At 64.7% G+C, this 24,063-nt stretch carries 22 protein-coding genes; 4 read left to right on the top strand and 18 right to left on the bottom strand.

Going from position 1 to position 24,063, the window contains the following annotated elements; genetic code table 11:
• Positions 1 to 4: 4 nt before the first annotated feature.
• Positions 5 to 1,111: a ferredoxin reductase gene (locus tag RQP53_RS04240; RefSeq protein WP_315648834.1), complete on the bottom strand. Its 1,107-nt coding sequence runs from the start codon at positions 1,109 to 1,111 to the stop codon at positions 5 to 7.
• A 161-nt stretch (positions 1,112 to 1,272) separates the two neighbouring features.
• Here RQP53_RS04240 and fabR point away from each other — a divergent pair, with 161 nt between their 5' ends.
• Positions 1,273 to 1,968, top strand: coding sequence for an HTH-type transcriptional repressor FabR (gene fabR / locus RQP53_RS04245; RefSeq protein ID WP_315648835.1), 696 nt, complete (start codon positions 1,273 to 1,275; stop codon positions 1,966 to 1,968).
• A gap of 78 nt (positions 1,969 to 2,046) precedes the next feature.
• Here the strand turns inward: fabR and ppsA are convergent, their stop codons facing one another.
• Positions 2,047 to 4,455: a phosphoenolpyruvate synthase gene (ppsA, locus tag RQP53_RS04250; protein ID WP_315648836.1), complete on the bottom strand. Its 2,409-nt coding sequence runs from the start codon at positions 4,453 to 4,455 to the stop codon at positions 2,047 to 2,049.
• A 219-nt stretch (positions 4,456 to 4,674) separates the two neighbouring features.
• On the opposite strand from ppsA, the gene ppsR reads away from it, so the two are divergent.
• Entirely contained in the window at positions 4,675 to 5,496 is an 822-nt protein-coding gene (gene ppsR / locus RQP53_RS04255; RefSeq protein ID WP_315648837.1) for a posphoenolpyruvate synthetase regulatory kinase/phosphorylase PpsR, read from the top strand.
• Here the strand turns inward: ppsR and RQP53_RS04260 are convergent.
• The 16 genes from RQP53_RS04260 to rpsB form a co-directional block, all read right to left on the bottom strand.
• Positions 5,490 to 6,275, bottom strand: coding sequence for a TrmH family RNA methyltransferase (locus tag RQP53_RS04260; RefSeq protein ID WP_315648838.1), 786 nt, complete (start codon positions 6,273 to 6,275; stop codon positions 5,490 to 5,492). The genes ppsR and RQP53_RS04260 overlap by 7 nt on opposite strands.
• On the bottom strand, positions 6,272 to 6,907 hold the full coding sequence (gene rnhB / locus RQP53_RS04265; protein WP_315648840.1) for a ribonuclease HII: 636 nt from the start codon (positions 6,905 to 6,907) through the stop codon (positions 6,272 to 6,274). Before rnhB ends, RQP53_RS04260 begins: the two co-directional genes overlap by 4 nt.
• Positions 6,879 to 8,024 carry a lipid-A-disaccharide synthase gene (lpxB, locus tag RQP53_RS04270; protein ID WP_315648842.1) on the bottom strand — a complete coding sequence of 382 codons (1,146 nt, stop codon included), beginning with the start codon at positions 8,022 to 8,024 and terminating at the stop codon, positions 6,879 to 6,881. Before lpxB ends, rnhB begins: the two co-directional genes overlap by 29 nt.
• A gap of 6 nt (positions 8,025 to 8,030) precedes the next feature.
• Entirely contained in the window at positions 8,031 to 8,819 is a 789-nt protein-coding gene (gene lpxA / locus RQP53_RS04275) for an acyl-ACP--UDP-N-acetylglucosamine O-acyltransferase (protein ID WP_315648843.1), read from the bottom strand.
• Between the two features lie 40 nt (positions 8,820 to 8,859).
• A complete protein-coding gene (gene fabZ / locus RQP53_RS04280) occupies positions 8,860 to 9,300 on the bottom strand; it encodes a 3-hydroxyacyl-ACP dehydratase FabZ (RefSeq protein WP_315649196.1) in 441 nt (146 codons plus the stop codon).
• A 5-nt stretch (positions 9,301 to 9,305) separates the two neighbouring features.
• Complete coding sequence (gene lpxD, locus RQP53_RS04285) at positions 9,306 to 10,349, bottom strand: UDP-3-O-(3-hydroxymyristoyl)glucosamine N-acyltransferase (RefSeq protein WP_315648844.1); 1,044 nt, start codon at positions 10,347 to 10,349, stop codon at positions 9,306 to 9,308.
• A gap of 4 nt (positions 10,350 to 10,353) precedes the next feature.
• The gene (locus RQP53_RS04290) at positions 10,354 to 10,863 is read right to left on the bottom strand and encodes an OmpH/Skp family outer membrane protein (RefSeq protein ID WP_315648846.1); all 510 of its coding nucleotides are present in this window, start codon (positions 10,861 to 10,863) and stop codon (positions 10,354 to 10,356) included.
• Positions 10,863 to 13,142: an outer membrane protein assembly factor BamA gene (gene bamA / locus RQP53_RS04295; RefSeq protein WP_315648848.1), complete on the bottom strand. Its 2,280-nt coding sequence runs from the start codon at positions 13,140 to 13,142 to the stop codon at positions 10,863 to 10,865. The genes RQP53_RS04290 and bamA overlap by 1 nt, the downstream gene beginning before the upstream one ends.
• 60 nt (positions 13,143 to 13,202) lie before the next feature.
• Entirely contained in the window at positions 13,203 to 14,573 is a 1,371-nt protein-coding gene (gene rseP / locus RQP53_RS04300) for an RIP metalloprotease RseP (RefSeq protein WP_315648849.1), read from the bottom strand.
• A complete protein-coding gene (gene ispC, locus RQP53_RS04305; protein WP_315648850.1) occupies positions 14,570 to 15,766 on the bottom strand; it encodes a 1-deoxy-D-xylulose-5-phosphate reductoisomerase in 1,197 nt (398 codons plus the stop codon). The genes rseP and ispC overlap by 4 nt, the downstream gene beginning before the upstream one ends.
• Positions 15,763 to 16,614 (bottom strand): phosphatidate cytidylyltransferase, encoded by an 852-nt coding sequence (locus RQP53_RS04310; RefSeq protein WP_315648852.1) that lies wholly within the window; start codon positions 16,612 to 16,614, stop codon positions 15,763 to 15,765. The genes ispC and RQP53_RS04310 overlap by 4 nt, the downstream gene beginning before the upstream one ends.
• Before the next feature lie 85 nt (positions 16,615 to 16,699).
• Entirely contained in the window at positions 16,700 to 17,431 is a 732-nt protein-coding gene (uppS, locus tag RQP53_RS04315) for a polyprenyl diphosphate synthase (protein WP_315648853.1), read from the bottom strand.
• A gap of 4 nt (positions 17,432 to 17,435) precedes the next feature.
• Positions 17,436 to 17,996, bottom strand: coding sequence for a ribosome recycling factor (frr, locus tag RQP53_RS04320; RefSeq protein ID WP_315648854.1), 561 nt, complete (start codon positions 17,994 to 17,996; stop codon positions 17,436 to 17,438).
• Positions 17,997 to 18,044: 48 nt separating this feature from the next.
• Entirely contained in the window at positions 18,045 to 18,755 is a 711-nt protein-coding gene (gene pyrH, locus RQP53_RS04325; RefSeq protein WP_315648856.1) for a UMP kinase, read from the bottom strand.
• A gap of 108 nt (positions 18,756 to 18,863) precedes the next feature.
• The gene (tsf, locus tag RQP53_RS04330) at positions 18,864 to 19,760 is read right to left on the bottom strand and encodes a translation elongation factor Ts (RefSeq protein ID WP_315648857.1); all 897 of its coding nucleotides are present in this window, start codon (positions 19,758 to 19,760) and stop codon (positions 18,864 to 18,866) included.
• A gap of 120 nt (positions 19,761 to 19,880) precedes the next feature.
• On the bottom strand, positions 19,881 to 20,627 hold the full coding sequence (rpsB, locus tag RQP53_RS04335; protein ID WP_315648858.1) for a 30S ribosomal protein S2: 747 nt from the start codon (positions 20,625 to 20,627) through the stop codon (positions 19,881 to 19,883).
• A 509-nt stretch (positions 20,628 to 21,136) separates the two neighbouring features.
• Between rpsB and RQP53_RS04340 the strand changes: the two genes are divergently transcribed.
• Positions 21,137 to 22,456 carry an FAD-dependent oxidoreductase gene (locus tag RQP53_RS04340; protein WP_315648860.1) on the top strand — a complete coding sequence of 440 codons (1,320 nt, stop codon included), beginning with the start codon at positions 21,137 to 21,139 and terminating at the stop codon, positions 22,454 to 22,456.
• Positions 22,457 to 22,523: 67 nt separating this feature from the next.
• The gene (locus tag RQP53_RS04345; RefSeq protein ID WP_315648861.1) at positions 22,524 to 24,023 is read left to right on the top strand and encodes an NAD(P)H-hydrate dehydratase; all 1,500 of its coding nucleotides are present in this window, start codon (positions 22,524 to 22,526) and stop codon (positions 24,021 to 24,023) included.
• Positions 24,024 to 24,063: the final 40 nt, after the last annotated feature.

Below are 24,063 nucleotides of genomic sequence, written 5' to 3' on the forward strand. Positions count from 1 at the left end.
TGTCTCAAAGATCCAGGCTGATATTGCCGCAGGCGCGGCTGACGCACAGGCGCAGCGCGCTGCCAGGCTCGCCATCTTGTTCGGCGGTCAAAAGGTTTTGCGTCTGGCCTTCCAGCTTGGTGCAGACACAGCTGTGGCAGATGCCCATCCGGCATCCCGAGGCCGGGCGCAGACCCTGAGCCTCCAGCGCGCCAAGCAGGCTGTCGCCCGAGCTGATCGTCAGGCTGCGGCCACTGCGCTGCAGCTGAACCGTGACCGGCCGGACCTCATCAACGCGCAGCGGTGTGGCGGGCGAAAACGCCTCGGCCTGGAAGCCGGCCACGCGCGAGGCCAGCAACTGCCGCGCCGTTTCGACGAAGCCCCCGGGACCACAGGCCAGCACGTGCAGGTCGGCCACAGCGGCTGCATCGAGGAGCAACGCGTCGAGCGGCGCTGCACCGATGCGTGCCGCCGGCGTGGCGGGATGTTGCGTCAGCAGCAGATGCAGGCGAAAGCGCGGCTGCGCCTCGGCCAGCGCCTGCAGCTCTTTGGCAAAGCACAGCTGTTCCTTGGTGCGCGCCCAGTAGGCCAGCGTCAGCCGGCTCTCGCCCCCGGCGGCCGCCCAGGATCGGATCAGGCTCATCAGCGGCGTGATGCCGCTGCCCGCCGCCAGCAGCAGATAGCCACCCTTGCCGGTCTTGGGCAGCGCCAAGTCGCCATACGCCTGACCTATGGTCAAGATGTCGCCAACCTGGGTTCGATCGCACAGCTGGGTGGACAGCAAACCGCCGGGCACCTGCTTGACGGTGATGACAATCAACCCGTCCGGGCGCGGCTGGTCGCTGAGGCTGTAGCTGCGGGTGACGCAGCGGCCATTGACCTCGGCGCCGATGTTCAGATGCTGGCCGGCGCGAAAGCCTTGCCAGTGCCGGTTGGGCTTGAGCAGCAGCGTGACGGCATCGGCCGCCTCCTGGCGCCGCTCAACCACGCGGGCCAAGGGTCGCTCCCAGGTCCACAGCCGGTTCAGCTGACCCAGCCAGAAATCGACGATGGCCTGATCGACCAGAGGATCGACCAGGCGACGCAGCAGACCGCCACGCCCAAGGCTTTGAGAGGACGCAAGTGAGGACACAAGAACTCCGTTCGACGCGGCGGCAAAAAGCCCGAGGGCTCTGCACCCCATCTCCCGAGGCGCAACCGTGCTTGGGCACAAGTATACAGACATAAGCACAAGCGTCTATACACATGTATAGCAATTCAGCTTGGTTATGATGCCGACTCTCGCACACGCCCATGACAAGCCTTCTACAGCCTTCCGCCGACAACAGCCTTGACCCGCAGCCCCCTGCCGGGCCGGGCCGCAAGGCGCATATTTCGCGCGAAGACATCGTGAGGGCGGCGCTGAACCTACTGGGGCCGCATCGCAGCGTGTCGACCCTGAGCCTGCGCGAAGTGGCCCGCGAAGCCGGCATTGCGCCGAACAGCTTTTACCGCCAGTTCCGCGACATGGACGAGCTGGCCGTGACGCTGATCGACATGGCCGGCGAATCGCTGCGCGAGATCATTGGTGAGGCCCGGCTGCGCGCCAGCAATGGCAGCAGCGTCGTGCGTTGCGCGGTGCAGGCTTTCATGGAGCAGCTGCGCTCGGACGACCGCCTGCTGCACATCCTGCTGCGTGAGGGCACGGTGGGCTCGGACGCCTTCAAGCGCGCCGTCGACCGTCAGCTGCTGTTCTTTGAAGATGAGCTACGGCTCGACCTGATCCGCCTTGCCGAAGTGCATGGCACCGGCCTGTACGAGCCGGCGCTGACGGCCAAGGCCATTACCCGGCTGGTTTTTGCCATGGGCGCCACGGCCATGGATCAACCACACGACAAGCTGGCCGAATTGACCGAGCAACTGATCGTGATGGTGCGAATGATCATCACCGGCACCCAGACCCTGGCGGTCGTGGGCTCGCCGGATCACCGAGCGGCCTCAGGCGCCTGAGGCTCGGCGCTCGCTTGGGTCAAAGCCGACCGCGCCGCCCCTTCCCGATTCGGGAAGGGACGACATCAGCGGCTTGACTTACTTCGCCGCCAGGCGCTGCCAGGTGTCGATCACCGTGTCGGGGTTCAGCGAGATCGAGACAATGCCTTCGGCAGCCAGCCAGTCGGCGAAATCCGGATGATCGCTGGGACCCTGGCCGCAGATGCCGATGTACTTGCCGGTGGCGCGGCAGGCATTGATGGCGCGCGAGATCAGCGCCTTGACGGCCGGATCGCGCTCATCGAAATCGCCAGCCAGCTGTTCCAGACCCGAATCGCGATCCAGGCCCAGGGTCAGCTGGGTCAGGTCGTTGGAGCCGATCGACATGCCGTCGAAATGCTCCAGGAACTGATCGGCCAGGATGGCGTTGCTGGGCACCTCGCACATCATGATGACGCGCAGGCCGTCCTGACCGCCGGTGGCCGCACGCTTCAGGCCACGCTCGGCCAGCATGCCAACCACACGTTCAGCCTGGCGCACCGTGCGCACGAAGGGCACCATGATTTCGACATTGGTCAGGCCCATGTCGTTGCGCACGCGGCGCAGCGCTTCGCACTCCATCGCGAAGGCATCCGAGAACTCGCCGCTGATGTAACGCGAGGCGCCACGGAAGCCCAGCATCGGATTCTCTTCATCAGGCTCATAGCGTGAGCCACCGATCAGCTTGCGGTACTCGTTGCTCTTGAAGTCCGACAGGCGCACGATCACCGGCCGCGGATAGAAGGCTGCCGCGATGGTGGCGATGCCTTCGACCAGCTTGTCGACGTAGAAGGCACGCGGCGAGGCATGACCACGGGCGACCGACTCGACCGCCTTCTTCAGGTCGGCATCGATATTCGGATAGTCCAGGATGGCCTTGGGGTGGACACCGATATTGTTGTTGATGATGAATTCCAGCCGGGCCAGGCCAACACCGGAACTGGGCATCTGCGCGAAGTTGAAGGCCAGCTGCGGATTGCCGACGTTCATCATGATCTTGATCGGGCAGTACGGCAGCTCGCCACGATGGACTTCGCTGACTTCGGTTTCCAGCAGGCCGTCGTAGATATAGCCGGTATCGCCCTCGGAGCAGGCGACGGTGACCAGTTGGCCATCCTTCAGCCGCTCGGTCGCGTCACCGCAACCGACCACGGCCGGAATGCCCAGCTCGCGCGCAATGATGGCGGCGTGGCAGGTGCGGCCGCCACGGTTGGTGACGATGGCCGCGGCCCGCTTCATCACCGGCTCCCAGTTCGGGTCGGTCATGTCGGTCACCAGGATGTCGCCTGGCTGCACGCGTTCCATTTCGCTGATGCTGTGCACCAGACGCACCGGGCCGGTGCCGATCTTCTGACCAATGGCGCGGCCCTCGGCCAACACGGCGCTGTGGCCCTTGAGCTTGTAGCGATGCTCAACCTGGCCTTCGGCCTGACTCTTCACCGTCTCCGGGCGAGCCTGCAGGATGTAGATCTTGCCATCGACACCGTCGCGGCCCCATTCGATGTCCATCGGGCGCTGGTAATGCTGCTCGATGATCAGCGCGTACTGGGCCAGCTCGACCACCTCGGCATCATTCAGCGAGTAGCGATTGCGTGCTTCGGGCACGGTGTCCACCGTCTTGACCAGCTTGCCGCTGGCGGCCTTTTCTTCCGGCGTTGCGAACTCCATGCGGATCAGCTTGGAGCCCAGATTGCGGCGGATGATGGGCTGCTTGCCCTTGTTCAGCGCTGGCTTGTGGACATAGAACTCGTCGGGGTTGACGGCGCCCTGCACCACCGTCTCACCCAGGCCGTAGCTGGACGTGATGAAGACCACATCCTTGAAGCCGGACTCGGTGTCGATGGTGAACATCACGCCGGCCGAACCGAGGTCGGAACGCACCATGCGCTGCACACCGGCCGACAAGGCCACCTCGGCATGGGCAAAGCCCTTGTGGACGCGGTAGCTGATGGCGCGGTCGTTGTAGAGGGAGGCAAACACCTCCTTCATCTTGTGCAGCACTTCCTCGATGCCGACTACGTTCAGGAAGGTCTCCTGCTGGCCGGCAAACGAGGCGTCCGGCAGGTCTTCCGCGGTGGCGGACGAGCGCACGGCAAAGGACACGCCGGGATTGTCGGCCGTCAGCTTCTCGAAGGAGCTGCGGATCTGCGCCTCCAGATCGGCCGGGAAGGGCTGCGCCTCCAGCCAGCCACGGATTTCGGCGCCGGCCTCGGCCAGCGCGCGGACGTCGTCGGTGTTCAGCGTGGCCAGGCGCGCTTCGATGCGCTTGTCCAGACCCTCATGCTTGAGGAACTCGCGGAAGGCATGGGCCGTGGTGGCAAAGCCGCCGGGCACACGCACACCGGAGGCGGCCAGCTGCGAGATCATTTCGCCGAGGCTGGCGTTCTTACCGCCAACGACCTCGACATCGCTCATTCTCAGATTCTCAAAGGGAACGACCAGGGCGGTCGCGTCAAAGCGAGAAGACATGGGAGGGCTCCGTGATGTTGTGAAACTGGCACTCCCGTGCAGCGGCGGCTCAGGGAGCTCGCACCGTCCTGCACGGCTTCAGCGCACGCACCCGCCCCACCATTTGTGGATTCTGATTGGGGGTGGAAGGAATGCATGTGGCTTTGATCGACAAACTGCGGCCGATTGTAGGGGGAGGCGCGCCTATGATGGAAACCCTTGCTTGACAGGTTTGCCACCATGCCCAATCGCACCGTGTACTTTGTCTCGGACGGCACCGGGATCACCGCCGAAACCTTCGGTAACTCCATCCTCGCCCAGTTCGCCGGCAAGCCCCGCCATGTGCGGCGCCCCTTCGTCGACAACGCCGAAAAGGCCTACGAGGTGGTGCGCGAGATCAACGCCACCGGCGTGGCCGAGGGGCGCCGTGCCATCGTGTTTGCCACCCTGGTCAACCGCGAGGTGCTGCAGATCGTGCGTGAGCACTGCCAGGGCCTGGTGCTGGACATGTTCGGCACCTTCATCGAGCCGCTGGAGGAAGAGTTCAAGATCAAGTCCAACCACCGCGTTGGGCGCTTCTCCGATGTGGCACGCAGCCAGGAGTATCACGACCGGATCGAGGCGATCAATTTCTCGCTGGCTCATGACGACGGGCAGTCGGCCAAGAACCTCGAGGCCGCCGACGTGATCCTGGTCGGCGTGTCGCGCAGCGGCAAGACGCCGACATCGCTCTATCTGGCCATGCAGCACGGCATCAAGGCGGCCAACTACCCACTGATCCCGGAAGACTTCGAGCGCAGCAAGATCCCTTCGATGCTGGAGCCGCACAAGAAAAAATGCTTCGGCCTGACCATCGACCCGGAGCGGCTGTCGCAGATTCGCAATGAGCGCCGACCCGGCAGCAAGTACGCCGATCTGATGAACTGCCGCTACGAGATCAACGAGGCCGAGGCGATGATGAAACGCAACGGCATCTCCTGGCTGTCCTCGACCAACAAGTCGATCGAGGAAATCGCCACCACCATCCTGCGTGATATCCGGCCGGACCGGCTGATTTACTGAGCCGCCACCAGGCGCTGCCGGGCACTCTCGTACAGGCAGATCGCGGCAGCGCTGCCCACGTTCAGCGACTCCTCGCCGCCCGGCTGGGGAATGCCGACGGTCAAGCTGCAGCGCTGCATCAGCGCCGGCTGCACGCCCTGCCCTTCATGGCCCATCACCCAGGCGCAAGGGCTGGGCAGCGCCAGCTGATGCAACTGCGCCGCGGCATGCGAGCTGGTGGCGACCAGCGGCACGCCCAGTGCATCAAGATCCTCCGGCGCCAGGCCTTCCACCAGCTGCAGGCCGAAATGCGCACCCATGCCGGCACGCAACACCTTTTGCGACCACAGCGCCGCTGTGCCCTTGAGCGCCAGCACCTGGCGAAAGCCCATCGCCGCCGCGCTGCGCAGAATCGTGCCGACATTGCCGGCATCCTGCAGGCGGTCCAGCACGACGGAGTCGACGCCCGGGGTCAGGTCTTGCCTCGCCTCGTGGGCAATCTCAAAGCCCAGCTGCGCCGGCGACTCCAGGCCGCTGACCGTCTTGAACAATGCCTCGGGCACAACCAGCACCTTGGGCGCTGCGTCGGCCAGGGCTCGCAAGCCTGCATGTGCGTAAGCCTGCTCGGTGATCAGCGCCAGGCCAGGCTGGCGGCCGCGTTCCAGCGCCGCGCGGGCCAGGTGATCGCCCTCCAGCCAGACGCTACCAATCTTGCGATAGGCCGCGCCATCCTGGCTCAGCTTGCGCAGCCGCTGCAAAACCGGGTTATCACGCGAGCTGATGTGAACGATCTGGTTCATGGATGCAATACCTCGCGGACCGGGCCGAAGCTGCGCCGGTGCCAGACGGTGGCGCCGTGCTGGCGCAAGGCGGCGATGTGATCGGCCGTCGGATAACCCTTGTGGGTGGCGAAGCCGTACTCGGGATGGGCCTCATGCATGGCCAGGCAGAGCCGGTCGCGATGCACCTTGGCGAGGATGGACGCCGCCGAGATCGCCTGCACCTTGGCATCGCCCTTGACGATGGCCTCGGCAGGCACCTTGAGCACCGGCAGCCGGTTGCCATCGACCAGCACCTTGGCCGGCTTCAGCCGCAGGCCTTCGACCGCCCGGCGCATCGCCAGCAGCGTCGCCTGCAGGATATTAAGCTCGTCGATCTCCTCGACCGAGGCCTCAGCGATGCAGCAGCACAGCGCCTTGGCGCGGATCTCGTCAAACAGGCGCTCACGCTTCTTCTCGGTCAGCGCCTTGGAATCGGCCAGGCCGGCAATCGGCTGCTGGTCGTCAAGGATCACCGCCGCAGCCACCACCGGGCCGGCCAGCGGGCCACGGCCGGCTTCGTCGACGCCGGCCATCAGGCCCGGCACGTCCCAGAGCAGGCCCAGCTGTTCGGGCGCGGCCTGCTTAGGCGCCGAGGACTTGCGCGATCGCATCGGTGGCGCGCTGTGCGGTATTGCAGCGCAGCAGCTCATGTTGTTGACGGAAGATGGCCACGGCATGCTCGCGGCGCGCCGCATCGTCCAGCCAGGCCAGGCCTTCACGGGCCAGTGCCTCGGGCGTGCAGGCGTCCTGCAGCAGCTCGGGCACGACGAAGTCTTCGGCCAGCACATTGGGCAGCCCTACCCAAGGCTGCAAGCGCTTGGTGCGAATGCGCCGCCAGTTCAGCCAGTGCATCCGGTAGGCAATCACCATCGGCCGCTTGAAGAGCGCCGCCTCCAAGGTCGCCGTGCCGCTGGCGACCAGCGTGATGTCACAGGCCGCCAGCGCTTCGTGCGAGCGCCCGTCCAGCACCTCCAGACGCAGGCCCTGCGCGTGACGCTGCAGCAGCGGCGCCATCAGCTCACGCATGCCGGGCGCCACCGGCATGATGAAACGCAGCTCGGGGCGCTGCCGCTGCATCAGCTGCGCCGCACGCAGCAGCGGTTCAGCGATGTAGCGGATCTCGCTCCTACGGCTGCCTGGCAACAGGGCCACCACGGTGTCGGTCTCAGAGAGGCTCAGCGCCGCGCGGCAAGCTGAGCGCGGCGGCTCCATCGGGATTACATCGGCCAGCGGATGGCCGACATAGCTGGCCGCAATGCCGGCCTTGTGCAACAGCGCCGGCTCGAAGGGAAACAGGCAGAGCACATGGTCGACCGAGCGGCGGATCTTCTCGACGCGCTCGGCCCGCCAGGCCCAGATCGAGGGGCAGACGAAATGGATGCTCTTGATGCCGGCCGCCTTCAACTTGGCTTCGAGCGCGAAATTGAAATCCGGTGCGTCGATGCCAATGAAGGCCTGCGGTGCCTCGGCCAGCAGCCGTTCACCGAGCTGCTTGCGTATGCCCAGGATCTCGCGCAGATGGAGCAAGGCATCGACATAGCCGAACACCGACAGCTTGTGGTGCGGCCACCAGGCCTTGAAGCCCTGGGCCGCCATCTTGGGGCCGCCGATGCCATCGGCCTGCAGCTCGGGCCAGCGCTGGCGCAAGCCGGCCAGCAGCAAGCCGCCAAGCAGGTCCCCGGAGGCCTCGCCGGCCACCAGGCTGAAGCGAGGCGCGGATACGGACATGGCGTGTTAGCGAATGATGCCGCGCGTGGCGGTATTGAGGAAGTCGATCATCAGCTGAATGGTGTCCTTCGCCTCGGCCAGCGTGGCCTGCAGGGCGATCATTTCCATCTTGGCCTGATCGACGGTCAGGCTCTTGCGGTAGAGCAGCCGGTACATCTGCTTGACGGCATTGAGCTGCTCGGGCGTGAAGCCGCGGCGCTTCAGGCCTTCGAGATTGAAGCTGCGCGCCTCGGCGGTATTGCCGCTGGCCATGATGAAGGGCGGCAGATCCTGGAACAGGATGGAGCCCATGCCGGTCATGCTGTGCGCGCCGATATGAACAAACTGGTGCACCGCCGTGTAGGCGCCAAGGATGGCGAAGTCGCCGACGTGGACATGCCCGGCAATCTGTGCGTTATTGGCGAAGATGGTCTTGCTGCCGACCACGCAGTCGTGGGCCAGATGCACATAGGCCATCAGCCAGTTGTCATCACCAAGCCGGGTCACGCCTTCATCTTGCGCGGTGCCGCGGTTCATGGTGCAGAACTCGCGCACCATATTGCGGTCGCCGATGATGAGCTGGGTCGGCTCACCGGCGTATTTCTTGTCCTGCGGCGCCGCGCCGATGGAGCTGAACTGGTAGAACTGGTTGTCGCGGCCAATCGTCGTCGGCCCTTCGATCACGCAGTGCGGGCCGATCTTGGTACCCGCGCCAATCTTCACGCCGGCACCGATCACGCTGTAGGCGCCGACCTCGACCGTGCTGTCGAGCTCAGCGCCGGCATCGATGACGGCGGTGGGATGGATCTTGCTCATGGCCGAACAACCTTCTGCGCTAGAACTGCCGGGCAGCGACTCAGGCCTCGATGCGACGCATCGTGCACATCAACTCGGCCTCGCAGGCGACTTCATCGCCCACATAGACCTTGCCGGTGTACTTGAAGATCGAGGCCTTGGCGCGATCCAGCGTCACGTCCAGGATCAGCTGGTCGCCGGGCTCGACCGGGCGCTTGAAGCGCGCGCCATCGATGCCGGCGAAATAGCACACCGTCTTGTCGTCGAGCTCAGTGTCCAGGCTGACCAGGGTCAGCACGGTAGCGGCCTGTGCCATCGCCTCAAGCATCAACACGCCCGGCATCACCGGGCGGTGCGGGAAGTGGCCCATGAAATAGGGCTCGTTGATGGACACGTTCTTCAGCGCGCGGATGCGCTTGCCCTTTTCGATCTCCAGCACACGATCCACCAGCAGGATCGGATAGCGATGGGGGATCTTCTTCAGGATTTGATGGATGTCCATGGTGCTCATGTTTTCTTTTCCAGCGTGCGGATGCGGTCGCGCAGCGCATGCAACTGTCTCAAGGTGGCGGCGTTCTTTTCCCAGCTGGCATTGTCGTCGAAGGGGAAGACGCCGCTGTACTGGCCCGGCTTCGTGATCGAGCGGCTGACCACGGTGGCGGCCGACACATGCACATGGTCGGCCAGGCTCAAATGCCCCAGCACGATGGCACCGCCACCGACGGTGCAGTGGGCGCCGATGCGGGCACTGCCGGCCACGCCGGCACAGCCGGCCATCGCGGTGTGGGCGCCAACGTGCACGTTGTGGCCGATCTGCACCAGGTTGTCGAGCTTGACGCCGTCTTCCAGCACCGTGTCGCCCAAGGCGCCCCGGTCGATACAGCTGTTCGCGCCGATTTCGACCTCATCACCGATGCGGACCGCACCCAGCTGCTCGATCTTTTCCCAACGCCCCTGGCTCAGCGCAAAGCCAAAGCCATCGGCGCCTATCACGACGCCGCTGTGCACGATGCAGCGCGCGCCGATGCTGCACTCGAAGCCCAGCGTTACACGCGGCGCCAGGCGGCTGCCCGCGCCAATCTCAGCCTCGCGCTCGATCACGCTGTTGGCACCGATGCGAACGCCGGGCCCAATGCGCACGCCGGCCTCAACAACCACGCCGGGGCCGATATCGACGCCCTCACCGATCACGGCCGATGCGTCGATATGAGCGCTCGGATGGATGCGCGCCGCGAGCTGCGGTCGCAGATGGCGCGCCCACCACTGCGTCAGGCGCGCGAAGTAGAGATAGGGATCGGGGGTGACGATGCAGGCAGCGCCAGCTACACGGGCCGCGGCCGCCTCGGCCAGCGCGGGGGCCACGATGACACAGCCAGCGCGCGTGCTGGCCAACTGCGGCTGATAGCGCGGATTGGCCAGAAAGGAGATGGTCTGGGCGTCCGCCTCTTCCAGGCTGCCAATGCGCGTGATGAGCAAGTTGGCTTCACCAACAAGATCGCCGCCCAAGGCGGCGATCAGTTCAGCCAGCGTGATGCGGACTTCTGTCTTCAATCAATCACTTCTGCGCGTTGAGCGCATCGATCACCTTCTTGGTGATGTCCACGCGGTTGCTGGCGTGCAGTGCGTCTTGCACGATCAGATCGTACTTCTCGGTCTCGAAGATCTGCTTGACAACGCGGTTGGCCTTGTCGACCAGACCCTGCATCTCTTCGCTCTTGCGCTGCTGCAGGTCTTCTTGCCATTCGCGGCGCTTGCGCTGCAGATCGCGATCCTGCTCGACCAGATCGCGCTCACGGCGATTGCGCTCGGCCTCGGCCAGCATCGGCGCATCCTTCTGCAGCTTGTCGGCGGCGCCACGCAGCTTGTTCTCCAATTCCTTCAGATCCTTCTCGCGCTTGCCGAATTCGGCTTCCAGCTTGATCTGGGCCGATTTGGCAAGGTTGGTTTCGCGCAGGATCCGCTCGGTGCTGACGTAGCCAATCTTCAGTTCTTGTGCGTGTGCAGTGATGGCCGAGGCGGCCAGCAAGGCAGCCGCGGCCACCGTCTTCAACAGCTTGCTCTTCATCAGAATGCAGTCCCGATCTGGAATTGGAATTTTTCGATTCTATCCGTCCGCTGTTTGCGAATCGGCGTGCCATAGCTCAGCTTCAACGGCCCCATCGGCGACAGCCAGCTGATACCGATGCCTGCAGACACGCGCATGGTGTCCCAACTGACCCTTTCGGTGTTGGCAGCCGTGCGCTGGGTCGACCACACATTGCCCGCGTCAACGAAGCCAAACAGGCGGAAGCTCTTGTCGTTGCCTGCACCGGGCACCGGCACATACAACTCGGCATTGGTATTGAATTTCACGTTGCCGCCACTGTAGGAACCAGTGACGTCCACCGGCCCCAGCGAGCCCTGCTCGAACACCCGCACCGAGCCCAAACCGCCCGCATAGAAGTTCTTGAACACTGGGTAAGGCCGGCCCCCGAGTCCATAACCCAAGCCCAGTTCAGCATTCAAGCCCACGGTGAACTTGCGACCCAGCGGAATGTACTGCTGATGTTGCAAATTCAGCCTGGCGTATTGCGCCTCGCCGGCCGGACTCAGCTCCATATAGACCTTTTGCAGGCGCCCGGCGCTGGGCGAGATGACGCTGTCACGCGCATCGTTCTGCCACCCGATAGTCAACGGATACGCTGCACTGCGAGCGCCAAACTGTTTGGCGAACTCGAAATACGCATTGGGCACGCCGGTCGAGTTCGTGATCTTGGTCAGCTCGTAACCGATACCGAAGAACACGGTGTCGAGTTCGCTGAAGGGCACGCCGAAACGGAGCGAGCCCCCATACGAGGCAAACTCATAGACCTCGCCCAAGCTGTTCAGCGGTTTGCTGGTCCGGTAGAACACGTCGACCGCGCGTGACACGCCATCGACGGTGAAATAGGGATCGACAGTACTCACCGACAGCGCACGGCCGGTGCTGGCCGTATTCACTTCCAAGCCCAGATAGTTGCCCGAACCGAAGACGTTGTCCTGACGGATCGCGCCCTGGAAGGAGAGCTTCTGCGCACTCGAGTAGCCCGCCCCCACAGACACATTGCCGGTCGGGCGCTCGGTCACCGTCAAGGTCACGTCGACCTGATCAGGCGCGCCAGCAACTTCGCTGGTGTCGATGGTCACATCCTTGAAGTAGCCCAGGCGCTCGACGCGATCACGCGAGGCCTTGATCCGCTGGCCGTCGTACCAGGCCGATTCAAACTGACGGAACTCGCGACGAATGACTTCATCGCGAGTCTTGGTGTTACCCGAGACCAGCACCCGGCGCACATAGACGCGACGCGCCGGATCAGCAGTAAAGACCACCACAACCTGACCCGTGGCTTTGTCGACTTCGGTGCGGCTGTCCACACGCGCAAAGGCGTAGCCGAAGGTGCCGTAGTAGTCGGAGAAAGCGCGCGTGGTGGCCGCCACAGCGTCACCGCGATACGCATCGCCTGGGCGTACCACGATCAGACGCTTGAACTCTTCCTCGCGACCGAGGAACTCCCCCTCGAGCCGCACGCCGGACACCGTGTAGGGCTGGCCCTCCTTGATGGTGACCGCAATGCTGATGCTTTGCTTGTCCGGCGAAATCGTCACCTGCGTCGACTCGACCGAGAACTCCAGGTAGCCGCGGTTCAGGTAATACGAACGAAGCGTCTCTAGATCAGCATTGAGCTTGGTACGCGAGTAGCGGTCGGTCTTGGTGTACCAGGTCAGCCACCCCGACGTGGTCTGCTCCAGTTGGCCCAGCAACGTGCTCTCCGAGAAGGCCTTGCTACCGTTGATCCGAATATCGGCAATCTTGGCCGGTTCACCTTCAGTGACGGCAAAGCTGACGTTGACACGGTTGCGCTCCAGCGGGGTGATCGTCGTCGTGACCTCGGCGCCGTAGAGGCTGCGCGTCAGGTACTGCCGCTTCAACTCCTGCTCGGCGCGATCGGCCAGCGCCTTGTCAAAGGGCTTGCCTTCGCCGATGCCGACTTCCTTCAGCGATTTGGTCAGCGCTTCGGTATCGAACTCCTTCAAGCCGATGAAGCTGACGTTGGCGATGATGGGTCGCTCTTCGATGACGACAACGACGTCGTTGCCATCGATATTGATGCGCACGTCCTTGAACAGGCCGGTGGCGAACAGGGCACGCAGGGCGGCCGCGCCCTTGTCGTCGTTGTAGGTGTCGCCAACGCGGAAGGGCAGGCTCGCGAACACCGTGCCGGGGTCGGTGCGCTGCACGCCCTCAACCCGGATGTCCTTCAGCACAAAGGGCTCAACCGCCCAAGCGGCGCCCGAGTGCAGGGCGGCGATCAGCGCCAAGGACATCAATGAGGGGCGCAGAGGCGATCGCTGGGGCAACTTAGGCAAGTACATGCAGAAATGGATTCAGTGCAGACCCAGCAGGCGGGTCATGTCGTTGGAAAGGGCCAAAGCCATCATCAGCAGCATCACGAAGGCGCCAGCGCGCTGGAGCTGCTTGAGCCACCACTCGGATACGGGGCGACCGCTCAAACCCTCGAAAAGATAATACATCAGGTGTCCACCATCGAGCATTGGCAATGGCAGCAGGTTCAGCACCGCCAAGCTGACGCTGACCAGGCCGAGGAAATTCAGGAAAGCCACCAGGCCCAGACTGGCCGACTGCCCAGCATAGTCGGCAATCGTGAGCGGGCCGCTCAGATTCTTCAGCGAAGCTTCACCTGTGAGCATGCGGCCAAACAGGCGCAGGGTCATGCTGGCCACGTCAAAGCTGCGACGTGCGCCCTTGGTCAGACCATCTAACAAGCCCTCTCGCACCAGCACCATCTGTGGGCGACTACCGACCAGGGCTTCGATGCGGGCCAGCCTCTGCCCGCCGTCTTCGACCAGGCGCGGGCGCACTTCGAGGCTCAGCACCTGGCCAGCACGAGACACGGTCCATTGCATGGGCAGCGCTTCACCGTCGCGGACAGCACGGCGAATCTGTTCTCGCAAGCTGGCGGCATCCTGGGTGGCAATACCGTCCACCGACAGCACGCGGTCGCCTTCGCGCAGACCGGCTTGCTCGCCGGCCCCACCCGGCGTCAAACGGCCCAAGACCGGCTCGCTGAAGGCCGCGCCCAGGCCCAGTTTGCGCAGCGCCTGGGCATCGAGCTCACGGCTGGCCAGCTGATCCAGCGGCAGCACGATCTCGCGCCGACCATGGCCGGCCGTGTCGCTGAGCAGCAGATGCAGTGCTCGCCCTTCGGTGATGGCCTGAGTCAGTTGCCAGTGCAGATCGGGCAAGGCCTGAATTTCGGTCCAAGTCTGACCGTCCAGCGAGCTCGCCTGCACGCGGTCACCGACGCGCATGCCGGCCACTTCTGCGATGCCACCTGCGGCCGGGGCACCCAGCACCGGCTGCGCCTGTTCCTGGCCCAGCCAGGCGACAGCACTGAACATCGCCACGGCCAGCAAGAGGTTGGCGATCGGGCCGGCCGCCACGACAGCAGCACGCTGCCACAGCGGCTTGTTGTTGAAGGCCTGGCCGCGCATGTCCGCCGGCACCGGCGCCTCGCGCTCATCCAGCATGCGCACATAGCCCCCCAGGGGCAGCATGGACAGCGTGAATTCGGTGGCGTCCGGATGCGCCTGGCGGCGCCAGATCACGCGGCCAAAGCCCACCGAAAAACGCAGCACCTTGACGCCACAAGCCCGCGCCACACGGTAATGCCCGTACTCGTGCACGACGATCAGAATCGCCAGCGCAAGCAAAAAGGCCGGCACCGACATCATCATGCCGCGGCCGCCGCGATCAGCTGACGCGCATGGCGACGCGCCCGGCCATCCAGATTGAGCAGGCCGTCAACACTGGCCGCCTCATCGGCAGCCGGCGTCAGCTGCGCCAGCGTGCTGGCATTGATCTGATGGATCTGGTCGAAGCGCAAACGGCGATTCAGGAAGGCTTCAACCGCCTCCTCGTTGGCGGCATTGAGCACCGCCGTCGATCCCTCGGCACCTCGCAGCGCCTGCCAGGACAGGTACAGGCCGGGGAAGCGCCGCTCATCAGCCTCCTCAAAGCTGAGACCAGCGCTGCTGCTCAGCAGATCAAGCCGGCTGGCGCCGGATTCGATCCGTTCGGGGAAGGACAGGCCATAGGCAATCGGTACCCGCATATCGGGCGTGCCCAGCTGGGCCAGCACCGAGTTGTCGCGGCAGACCACCATCGAATGGATGATGCTTTGCGGATGGATGATGACCTTGATCTGTGCCGGCTGCAGATCAAACAACCAGCGCGCCTCGATCACCTCCAGCGCCTTGTTCATCATCGTTGCCGAGTCGACCGAGATCTTGCGGCCCATCACCCAGTTCGGGTGCGCACAGGCCTGTTCTGGCGTCACCTCGGCCAGGCTGGCTGGGTCACGCTGGCGGAAAGGGCCGCCGGAGGCCGTCAGCACGATGTGATCGATGCGCTGCGCCCAGCTGCTGCGGTCTTCGGGCAGGCACTGGAAGATGGCCGAGTGCTCGGAGTCGATGGGCAATAGATCCGCCCCGCCCTGCTTCACCGCATTGATGAACAGCGCGCCACCCAGCACGATGGCTTCCTTGTTGGCCAGCAGCAGCCGCTTGCCAGCGCGCGCCGCCGCCAGACAGGGCGCCAAGCCCGCCGCGCCAACAATGGCCGCCATCACCACATCGACATCGGGATGGGCCGCCACCTCGCTGAGCGCTGCAGCACCATCGAGCACCTCGGTGCGCGAACCCTGTTCCCGCAAGGCGGCGCGCAGCTGCGCCGCGGCCGCCGTATCGGGCATCACCGCGAAGCGCGGCTGCCATTGCAGGCATTGGGCCAGCAGCGCATCCACACGGCTCATCGCACTGAGCGCGAGCACCTCATAACGCTCAGGGTGGCGGGCCAAAACGTCCAGCGTGTTGGTACCGATCGACCCGGTCGATCCGAGCACACAAACGCGTTGACGGCGCGCGCTCATGCTGGTGCTCCCAGCGAGGCCAGCGCCATTGCCAGTGGAAACACCGGCAGCAAGGCATCGACTCGGTCCAGCACACCGCCGTGTCCGGGCAGCAGCTGGCTGCTGTCCTTGGCGCCGACCGCCCGCTTGATCAAGGATTCAAACAAGTCACCCACCACACTCATGGCACTGAGGAACAGCAGCGCCAGCACGCCAATCGCCAGGCCCTGGCCGTGCAGCAGGCGCTGATAGAGACTGGCCGAATCGACAGCCAGACGCTGGTCAATCACATAGGCCCACAAAAAGCCGAGCAGCAAGACCGCCACCATGCCGCTCCAGACACCTTCCCAGCTCTTGCCCGGGCTGATGGCTGGGGCCAGCTTGCGCCGGCCCAAGCTGCGGCCGCCGAAATATGCGGCGACATCGGCCATCCACACCAGGCTGAAGATGGAGAGCAGGAAATTGATGCCTACCGCCTTGGCCTGCGCCATGGCCAACCAGGCCGCCCAGAGCGCCAGTACACCAAGCCCAAGGCGCAAGCCGCGGGAGATTTGTGGCCAATGGCTCGGGCCGCTGCGCAAGGCCTGCGCACCACCGAGCACCCAGATCGCCCCCCCCAGCCACCAGCACCAGGCCGGTGCCGCTTGCAGGCCCAGCCACTGCAGGCTGGCCGCACACAAGGCCGCCAGGCCCAGGCCCATGCCCCAAGCCGGCAGACCGGGCGCGCCATTGAGGCGTGACCATTCCCAACCCGCCGCGGCGATCAAGACCAGCGTGAGCAGTGCAAAAGGCAGCGGCGAACTGGCGAACAGTGCCGGTAGCAGGATCGCCAGCAGCACCAGGGCGGTAATGATTCGGGTCTTCAGCATCTCAATCGCTCCAAGGCGCTTTGCGCGACCCCGTTCAGTTCGAACACGTCAAGAAACCAGCGGGCATCCGGACCAATAGCGCGGCTCAAGCCGCACTCAGCGAGCCGCCTGCGTCCTTGACTCCGCCAAAGCGCCGATCACGATCACGGAAGGCACTGATGGCCGCATCCAGCTGCGCCTCACCAAACTCCGGCCAGAGGCAATCGGAAAACACGAATTCGGTGTAGGCCACCTGCCAGAGCAGGAAATTGCTGATGCGCACCTCGCCGCCGGTGCGTATGAACAGATCCGGATCCGGCGCATAGCTCATCGCCATGAACTCGGACAGCTTGGCTTCGCTGAGCTGATCGGGCGGCACACCGGCAGCCATGGCCGCCTTGCAGGCCTGCACGATGTCCCAACGGCCACCATAGTTGAAGGCCACCGACAGCGTCAGCTTGGTGTTGTGCTGAGTCAGCGCCTCGGCCTCATTCCAGGCATTGCGCAGCTTCTCGGACACCGCCTCACGGTCGCCGACGATGCGGATGCGCACGCCCATTGCACCCATGCGCGCCAGGTAGCGGGACACCGCGGCCAGCACCAGGCCCATCAGGCCCGAGACTTCGTCGCTGGGGCGCTTCCAGTTCTCGCTGGAGAAGGCAAAGACGGTCAGGTAGCCGATCTCGCGGTCGATACAGGCCTGAACCACCTTGACCAACGCATCCACACCTTGCTTGTGGCCGAAGAAGCGCGGCAGAAAGCGCTTCTTGGCCCAGCGACCATTGCCATCCATGACGATGGCGACATGGCGGGGAACCGCCTTGTTATCGCTAGTCACAGCGTCAGACGGCCAGGATCTCGGCTTCCTTGCCCGCGACCAGCTTGTCGATCTCGGCAATGACGCGGTCGGTCAGCTTCTGGACTTCGTCCAGGCTGCGACGCTCGTCGTCCTCGCCGATTTCCTTGTCCTTGAGCAGCTTCTTGGCCTGCTCGTTGGCATCGCGGCGCAGATTGCGCACGGCCACCTTGGCGTCTTCGCCGGCATTGCGCACGACCTTGGTCAGGTCGCGGCGGCGCTCTTCGGTCAGCGGCGGCATCGGCACGCGGATCAGATCGCCTTGGGCGGACGGGTTCAGGCCCAGGTCCGACTCACGGATGGCCTTCTCGATCTTTGCGCCCATACCTTTTTCCCAGGGTTGCACGCTGATCGTGCGAGCGTCCAGCAGGCTGACGTTGGCCACCTGGGAGATCGGCACCATCGAGCCGTAATAGTCGACGCTGACCTGGTCCAGGATGCCAGGGTGGGCACGACCGGTACGGATCTTGTGCAACTCGTTCTTGAAGGCCTCGACGGACTTGGCCATCTTGGCCTCGGCGTTCTTCTTGATCTCTGCAATGCTCATGATGCTCAAACCTTGAAACTTGTCTGACTCGGCGGCGCTAAATGCCACTCAAACGTGAACCAGGGTGCCTTCGTCTTCGCCCATCACCACGCGCTTCAGGGCGCCCGGCTTGAAGATGCTGAAGACCTTGATCGGCAGCTTCTGGTCGCGGCACAGCGCAAAGGCGGTGGCGTCCAGCACCTGCAGATTCTTGGTGATGGCCTCATCGAAGCTGATGCGCGTGTAGCGCGTCGCGTTCGGATCCTTCTTGGGATCGGCGGTATAGACGCCGTCGACCTTGGTCGCCTTCAGCACGATCTCGGCACCGATCTCGGCACCACGCAGCGCCGCGGCGGTGTCGGTCGTGAAGAAGGGATTGCCGGTACCGGCGGCAAAGATGACGACTTTGCCCTCTTCCAGGTACTGCAGCGCCTTGGGACGCACATAGGGCTCGACAACCTGCTCGATCGAGATCGCCGACATGACGCGGGCGGTCATGCCTTCCTGGCGCATCGTGTCGGCCAGGGCCAGCGAGTTCATCACCGTGGCCAGCATGCCCATGTAGTCGGCTGTGGCACGGTCCATGCCCACGGAACCACCCGCGACGCCGCGGAAGATATTGCCGCCACCGATGACGACCGCCACCTCCACACCCAGCTGCGTGACCTCCAGGATTTCACGCACCATGCGAACGATGGTGGCGCGGTTGATGCCATAGGCGTCATCGCCCATCAGGGCTTCGCCGGAGAGTTTGAGCAGGATGCGTTTGTGCGCGGGCATTCTTACCTCGTCATTGCTGTGTGGATTGGCCGCGATGCCGCGCTTCAGAGGCGCGACCGCAGGCACAAGTGTAAAGGGCGCCAGAGGCGCCCTTTTGTTGCGGAGCGCTTAGGCGCCCTTGGCGGCGGCCACTTGGGCGGCCACCTCGGCGGCAAAGTCGTCCACCTTCTTCTCGATGCCCTCGCCCACGACGTAGAGCGTGAAGGCCTTCACCGTGGTGGCCTTGTCCTTCAGCATGGCGCCGACGGTTTGCTTGCCGTCAGCCGCCTTCACGAAGACTTGGTCCAGCAGCGAGACTTCCTTCAGGAACTTCTGCACCGAGCCTTCAACCATCTTGGCGACGATCTCGGCCGGCTTGCCGGATTCGGCAGCCTTCTCGGTAGCGATCTTGCGTTCCTTCTCGACCAACTCGGCCGGCACATCGGCCGACGACAGTGCAGCCGGCTTCATCGCGGCAACGTGCATGGCGACGTCCTTGGCCGACACATCGTCGCCTTCGAACTCAACCATCACGCCGATGCGGGTGCCGTGCAGGTAGGAAGCCAGCTTGCTGCCATTGGCATAGCGCTGGAAGCGGCGGATCGTCATGTTCTCGCCGATCTTGCCGATCAGGCCCTTGCGCACGTCTTCCACCGTCGGGCCGAAGCCTTCTTGCGACAGCGGCAGTGCCGACAGTGCAGCCACATCGGCCGGCGCGTGTTCAGCGATCAGGGCGGCTGCGGCGTTGACGAAGGCCAGGAAGGCATCGTTCTTCGACACGAAGTCGGTTTCGCAGTTCACTTCCAACAGTGCGCCGGCATTGCCGACCACGGCGGCGGCAACCACGCCTTCGGCGGTCACGCGCGAAGCGGCCTTGCCGGCCTTGTTGCCCAGCTTGACGCGCAGGATTTCCTCAGCGCGGGCCAGATCGCCATCGGCCTCGGTCAGCGCCTTCTTGCATTCCATCATCGGGGCGTCGGTGCGAGCACGCAGTTCGCCGACCATGCTTGCGGTAATAGCAGCCATTTCTATCTCCGTTGAACTCAGGATCAGGCAAGACCTGACCCCATGTTGATATTCAGCTTGGAAAAAGGGGGCTGAATCAGCCCCCCTCTTTTTGCAGGATTCCTGCGAGCAGACCAGCGCTTAAGCGCCTTCGCTGACTTCCACGAACTCGTCGCCAGCGGGTGCCACGGCTTGCAGCACTTCGTTGGTGGCGTTGGCGCGGCCTTCCAGCACGGCGTCAGCAACGGCGCGGGCGTACAGTGCCACAGCCTTGGCCGAGTCGTCGTTGCCGGGGATCACGTAGTCGATGCCTTCGGGCGAGTGGTTGGTGTCAACCACGCCGATGACCGGAATGCCCAGCTTCTTGGCTTCGGCAACGGCAATCTTGTGATAGCCGACGTCGATGACGAACAGCGCGTCGGGCAGCACAGCCATGTCCTGGATGCCGCCGATGTTCTTTTCCAGCTTGGCCAGATCGCGTTGGAACAGCAGGGCTTCCTTCTTGATGGCGGGCTGGGTGCCGCTCTCGACCTGGGCTTGCATGTCCTTCAGGTTCTTCAGCGAACCCTTGACCGTCTTGAAGTTGGTCAGCATGCCGCCGAGCCAACGCTGGTCAACGTAAGGAACGCCAGCGCGCTGGGCTTCCAGAGCGACGACTTCGCGAGCCTGGCGCTTGGTGCCGATCATCAGGATGGTGCCGCGCTTGGCCGACAGCTGGCGCACGAACTTCATCGCTTCCTCGAACGCGGGCAGCGTCTTCTCGAGGTTGATGATGTGAATCTTGTTGCGATGGCCGTAGATATACGGGGCCATCTTGGGGTTCCAGAAGCGGGTTTGGTGACCAAAGTGGACGCCGGCTTCCAGCATCTCGCGCATCGTAACGGACATATTCAACTCCGAAGGTTGTGTCTTAAAACCGGCATGAATCACCGCTCGCGGGCCTCAAGCCTCACGGGCAGCAACACCTCGAATTGCCGGGTTTGCGGATGGATTTGTCAGGCGGAATTGCCTGTCAAACCTGCTTTGCTGCATGGCCCACCCAGCAACTTCCGCCACAAGACAGCCTTTAGTCAGGCCCATGTTCGCGAAGGTTCTTGGGGTGGCTTGGCACTGCACTCTCGAAGAGAACCTGAGCGGAAATCCGTCAAACAGTCTGTCAGACAGCTCTCGCCTACAAGACCCTTGCACGGGCAGTGACCAGCAAAGCCCAAAGATTGTATACCAATATGACTCACCCATCAAAGGGCGACAGCGGCTGGCGAGCTCAACACGGCGCAGCTCGGCTTGATGCTGATTCCGCGACAGTCACACGCGCCGAGTGACAATGCAGCCGATTCGGGCCCTGCCGCCGCCAGCTCCAGCCGGCGCACGACCCTCACAGATACAAAAGGTTTGAGATGCGAATCGCGATTGTGGGCGCCGGCCTGGTTGGCGTCACCACGGCATATCAGCTGGCCAGCGAGGGCCATGAGGTCTCGGTGTTTGAGCGGCGCGGCAGCGTCGCCTCAGAAGGTAGTTTTGCGATCGCCGGACTGGCCGCTCCCGGCCTCAGCGGATTGAGCTGCCAAGCACCGGTGCAAGGGGTGGGCCGCGCGATGATCGGTCTGCCGTTGCCGGGCAGTCGCGCGAGTTGGGCCTGGCAGCGCTGGCGCGGCGGCCGCGCCAAGGCAGGTGAGTCGCAAACGCTGGCCCTCAACCAGATGCTGGCCGCCGGCCTGCAGCAGCTGCAGCTGTGGCGCCAGCAATTGGGCATCGACGATGAGCACAGCAAAGGCTTGCTCTGCCTGCTGCGCAGCGCCAGGGATGAACAGCAGATTCGTCGCCAGGAGACGCTGCTGAACGACCTTGGCCAGACGCCACGCTGGCTGGATGCGGCCCAGTGCCTGCAACAGGAACCCGGGCTGAGCCCCGAACTGGCGCTGCACGGCGGTCTCTATCTGCCCCACGCCAGTGCCGGCAATGCGCGGCAATTCGCCCATGCCTTGAAGAGCGCCTGCCAGCGCCTCGGGGTGCGCTGGCGCTTTCACGCGACCGTCACCGCCATCACCGCCGGCGCGCCGGGCAGCAGCCCAAGCCTGACCCATGCGCACACCCCGCCTGAGCTGCGCGAGCTGCGCCGCTCAGAGGCCCTCTCGGAGCAAGGCCCCAGCACCGTGCCGATGCCGCTGGAACCGCAACAGGAACGGTTTGACGCGATCGTGGTTTGTGCCGCGCAGGGCAGCGCCGACTTGTTGAAGCCACTGGGGCTGAAGCTGCCGCTGGTCGCCATCCATGGCTTTTCAATCACCGCGCCACTGCGCCAGCTGGAAGCCCATCCCAACCTCGGCCCGCGCGCCGCGCTGCTGGATCTCGCAAGCGGCATCAGCATCTGCCGGCTCGGCCAGCGGGTACGCGTGGCCGGCCTGCCCACGCTGGGCGTGCCCAGCCGCCGCCAGCAGACACTGGCGCAGCAAAGCCTGCATCGCGTGCTGCACGAATGCTTCCCCGGCGCCGCGCAAACCACCGCCGCTCTGGCCTGGAGTGGCGCTGGCACTGCACTGCCCGACGGCCTGCCGCTGCTGGGTCCATCCGGCCTTGCAGGCATCTGGCTCAATCTCGGCCAGACCGATGAGGGCTGGGCACTGGCCTCCGCCAGTGCCAAGAGCCTGGCTGAGCTGCTCGCCGGCCGCAGCTCCAGCATCGATGCGCAGGCCTTCAACATCGAGCGCCTGCGTTGAGGTGTAGCGACAAGACCAGCCGCACCAGACTCAAGCAGACCCGCAGCGCAAGCGCTAGAGTCGCGCCATGCATAAGGTCCTGCCCGTCACCCAACGCCAGCCGCTGCTGAACGTCGCCCACAGCCGCCAGCTGGAAGCCCAGGCCGCAGCCGCACTGCCGGCCCACACTCTGATGGCGCGAGCGGGATTGGCCGTGGCCAAGCTGGCACACGCACTTGCCGCGCCCGAGGCCTGCATCTGGATCGTTTGTGGACCAGGCAACAACGGCGGCGATGGGCTGATTGCGGCGCGCTGGCTGCATCAAGCCGGGCGGCGCCTGCGGGTGCAGTGCCTGGCTGACCTGAGCCGGCTGCCGGCCGATGCCGCCTGGGCCGCCGCGGCAGCGCACGCGGCTGGTGTGACGCTGGAGCGCTCACTGGAGTTGGACTGCGCGGCCGGCGATCTGTTGATTGACGCGCTGCTGGGCATGGGCCTGAGCCGCCCTGCCGAAGGGCTGCTGGCTGCTGCGATCACGGCCGTCAATCGCAGCGCGGCGACCGTGCTCGCCGTCGATCTGCCCAGCGGCCTGCAGGCCGACACCGGCCAAGCCCTTGGCGAGGCGTTGCGCGCCGATCACAGCCTCAGCCTGCTCAGCCTGAAGCCGGGCCTGTTCACTGCCCAAGGCCGCGCGCTGTGTGGCACGCTCTGGCACGATGATCTGGGTGTGGTCAGCCCCATCGAGGCTGATGCCTGGCTGAGCGGTGCCCAAACACTTCAGGCGTGGCAGACCCGCCATCGGCGCACGGCCGACAGCCACAAGGGCAGCTTTGGTGATGTGCTGGTGGTGGGCGGCGCGCCCGGCATGGCCGGCGCCTTGCAGCTGGCCGCGGGTGCTGCCCTCAGTGCCGGCGCCGGCCGGGTCTATGCCTGCGGACTGGACGACGGCGCCAATGTCGGCGTCATCCGATGCGGCCGGGCCGAGTTGATGCACTGCCCGCCTGAGCGACTGGCACAGCCGGAATCACAGAGCCAGGCCACGGTGGTGGCCGGCTGCGGTGGCGGCGCAGCCATCACCCCGCTGTTGCCAAACCTGCTGCGCCATGCCGCACGCCTGGTGCTGGATGCCGATGGACTCAATGCCGTTGCCGCGTCCACCGATTTGCAAGCCCTGCTGCGCCAGCGCGCCAGCGCAGGGCAAAGCAGCATCCTCACCCCCCACCCGCTGGAAGCGGCCCGCCTCTTGGGCATCAGCACCAGCGAAGTCCAGGCCGACCGACTGCACAGCGCGCAACTGCTCGCCGAGGGCTTTGCCGCCACCGTGATTCTCAAAGGCTCGGGCAGCGTGATTGCAAGCCCATCAACCACGCCATCGATCAACAGCAGCGGTAGCGCGGCGCTGGCCACGCCGGGCAGCGGCGACGTGCTGGCCGGCTGGCTGGGCGGCATGTGGGCACAGGCCGAGGAGCAGCCGACACAGGAGCTCGCAGCCGCCGCCTGCTACTGGCATGGCCTTGCCGCCGACGGCTGGGCCGGCCCCCTGCGCGCCAGCGATTTGATCGAGCAGATGGCGGCCCACCACGGCCGCTAGTCCAGCGAATCAGCCACACCGCTGAGGCGCCGAACAGCGC

The organism is Roseateles aquae, assembly GCF_032337115.1.
Classification (GTDB): domain Bacteria; phylum Pseudomonadota; class Gammaproteobacteria; order Burkholderiales; family Burkholderiaceae_C; genus Roseateles_C; species Roseateles_C aquae.

What these genes read in the sequence shown, in the direction of transcription:
- fabR (WP_315648835.1), top strand. Translation starts at nt 1,273, where the DNA reads ATGACAAGCCTTCTACAGCCTTCCGCCGACAACAGCCTTGACCCGCAG.
- ppsA (WP_315648836.1), bottom strand. Translation starts at nt 4,455, where the DNA reads ATGTCTTCTCGCTTTGACGCGACCGCCCTGGTCGTTCCCTTTGAGAAT.
- ppsR (WP_315648837.1), top strand. Translation starts at nt 4,675, where the DNA reads ATGCCCAATCGCACCGTGTACTTTGTCTCGGACGGCACCGGGATCACC.
- RQP53_RS04260 (WP_315648838.1), bottom strand. Translation starts at nt 6,275, where the DNA reads ATGAACCAGATCGTTCACATCAGCTCGCGTGATAACCCGGTTTTGCAG.
- rnhB (WP_315648840.1), bottom strand. Translation starts at nt 6,907, where the DNA reads ATGCGATCGCGCAAGTCCTCGGCGCCTAAGCAGGCCGCGCCCGAACAG.
- lpxB (WP_315648842.1), bottom strand. Translation starts at nt 8,024, where the DNA reads ATGTCCGTATCCGCGCCTCGCTTCAGCCTGGTGGCCGGCGAGGCCTCC.
- lpxA (WP_315648843.1), bottom strand. Translation starts at nt 8,819, where the DNA reads ATGAGCAAGATCCATCCCACCGCCGTCATCGATGCCGGCGCTGAGCTC.
- fabZ (WP_315649196.1), bottom strand. Translation starts at nt 9,300, where the DNA reads ATGGACATCCATCAAATCCTGAAGAAGATCCCCCATCGCTATCCGATC.
- RQP53_RS04290 (WP_315648846.1), bottom strand. Translation starts at nt 10,863, where the DNA reads ATGAAGAGCAAGCTGTTGAAGACGGTGGCCGCGGCTGCCTTGCTGGCC.
- bamA (WP_315648848.1), bottom strand. Translation starts at nt 13,142, where the DNA reads ATGTCCTTGGCGCTGATCGCCGCCCTGCACTCGGGCGCCGCTTGGGCG.
- rseP (WP_315648849.1), bottom strand. Translation starts at nt 14,573, where the DNA reads ATGATGATGTCGGTGCCGGCCTTTTTGCTTGCGCTGGCGATTCTGATC.
- ispC (WP_315648850.1), bottom strand. Translation starts at nt 15,766, where the DNA reads ATGAGCGCGCGCCGTCAACGCGTTTGTGTGCTCGGATCGACCGGGTCG.
- RQP53_RS04310 (WP_315648852.1), bottom strand. Translation starts at nt 16,614, where the DNA reads ATGCTGAAGACCCGAATCATTACCGCCCTGGTGCTGCTGGCGATCCTG.
- frr (WP_315648854.1), bottom strand. Translation starts at nt 17,996, where the DNA reads ATGAGCATTGCAGAGATCAAGAAGAACGCCGAGGCCAAGATGGCCAAG.
- pyrH (WP_315648856.1), bottom strand. Translation starts at nt 18,755, where the DNA reads ATGCCCGCGCACAAACGCATCCTGCTCAAACTCTCCGGCGAAGCCCTG.
- tsf (WP_315648857.1), bottom strand. Translation starts at nt 19,760, where the DNA reads ATGGCTGCTATTACCGCAAGCATGGTCGGCGAACTGCGTGCTCGCACC.
- rpsB (WP_315648858.1), bottom strand. Translation starts at nt 20,627, where the DNA reads ATGTCCGTTACGATGCGCGAGATGCTGGAAGCCGGCGTCCACTTTGGT.
- RQP53_RS04340 (WP_315648860.1), top strand. Translation starts at nt 21,137, where the DNA reads ATGCGAATCGCGATTGTGGGCGCCGGCCTGGTTGGCGTCACCACGGCA.
- RQP53_RS04345 (WP_315648861.1), top strand. Translation starts at nt 22,524, where the DNA reads ATGCATAAGGTCCTGCCCGTCACCCAACGCCAGCCGCTGCTGAACGTC.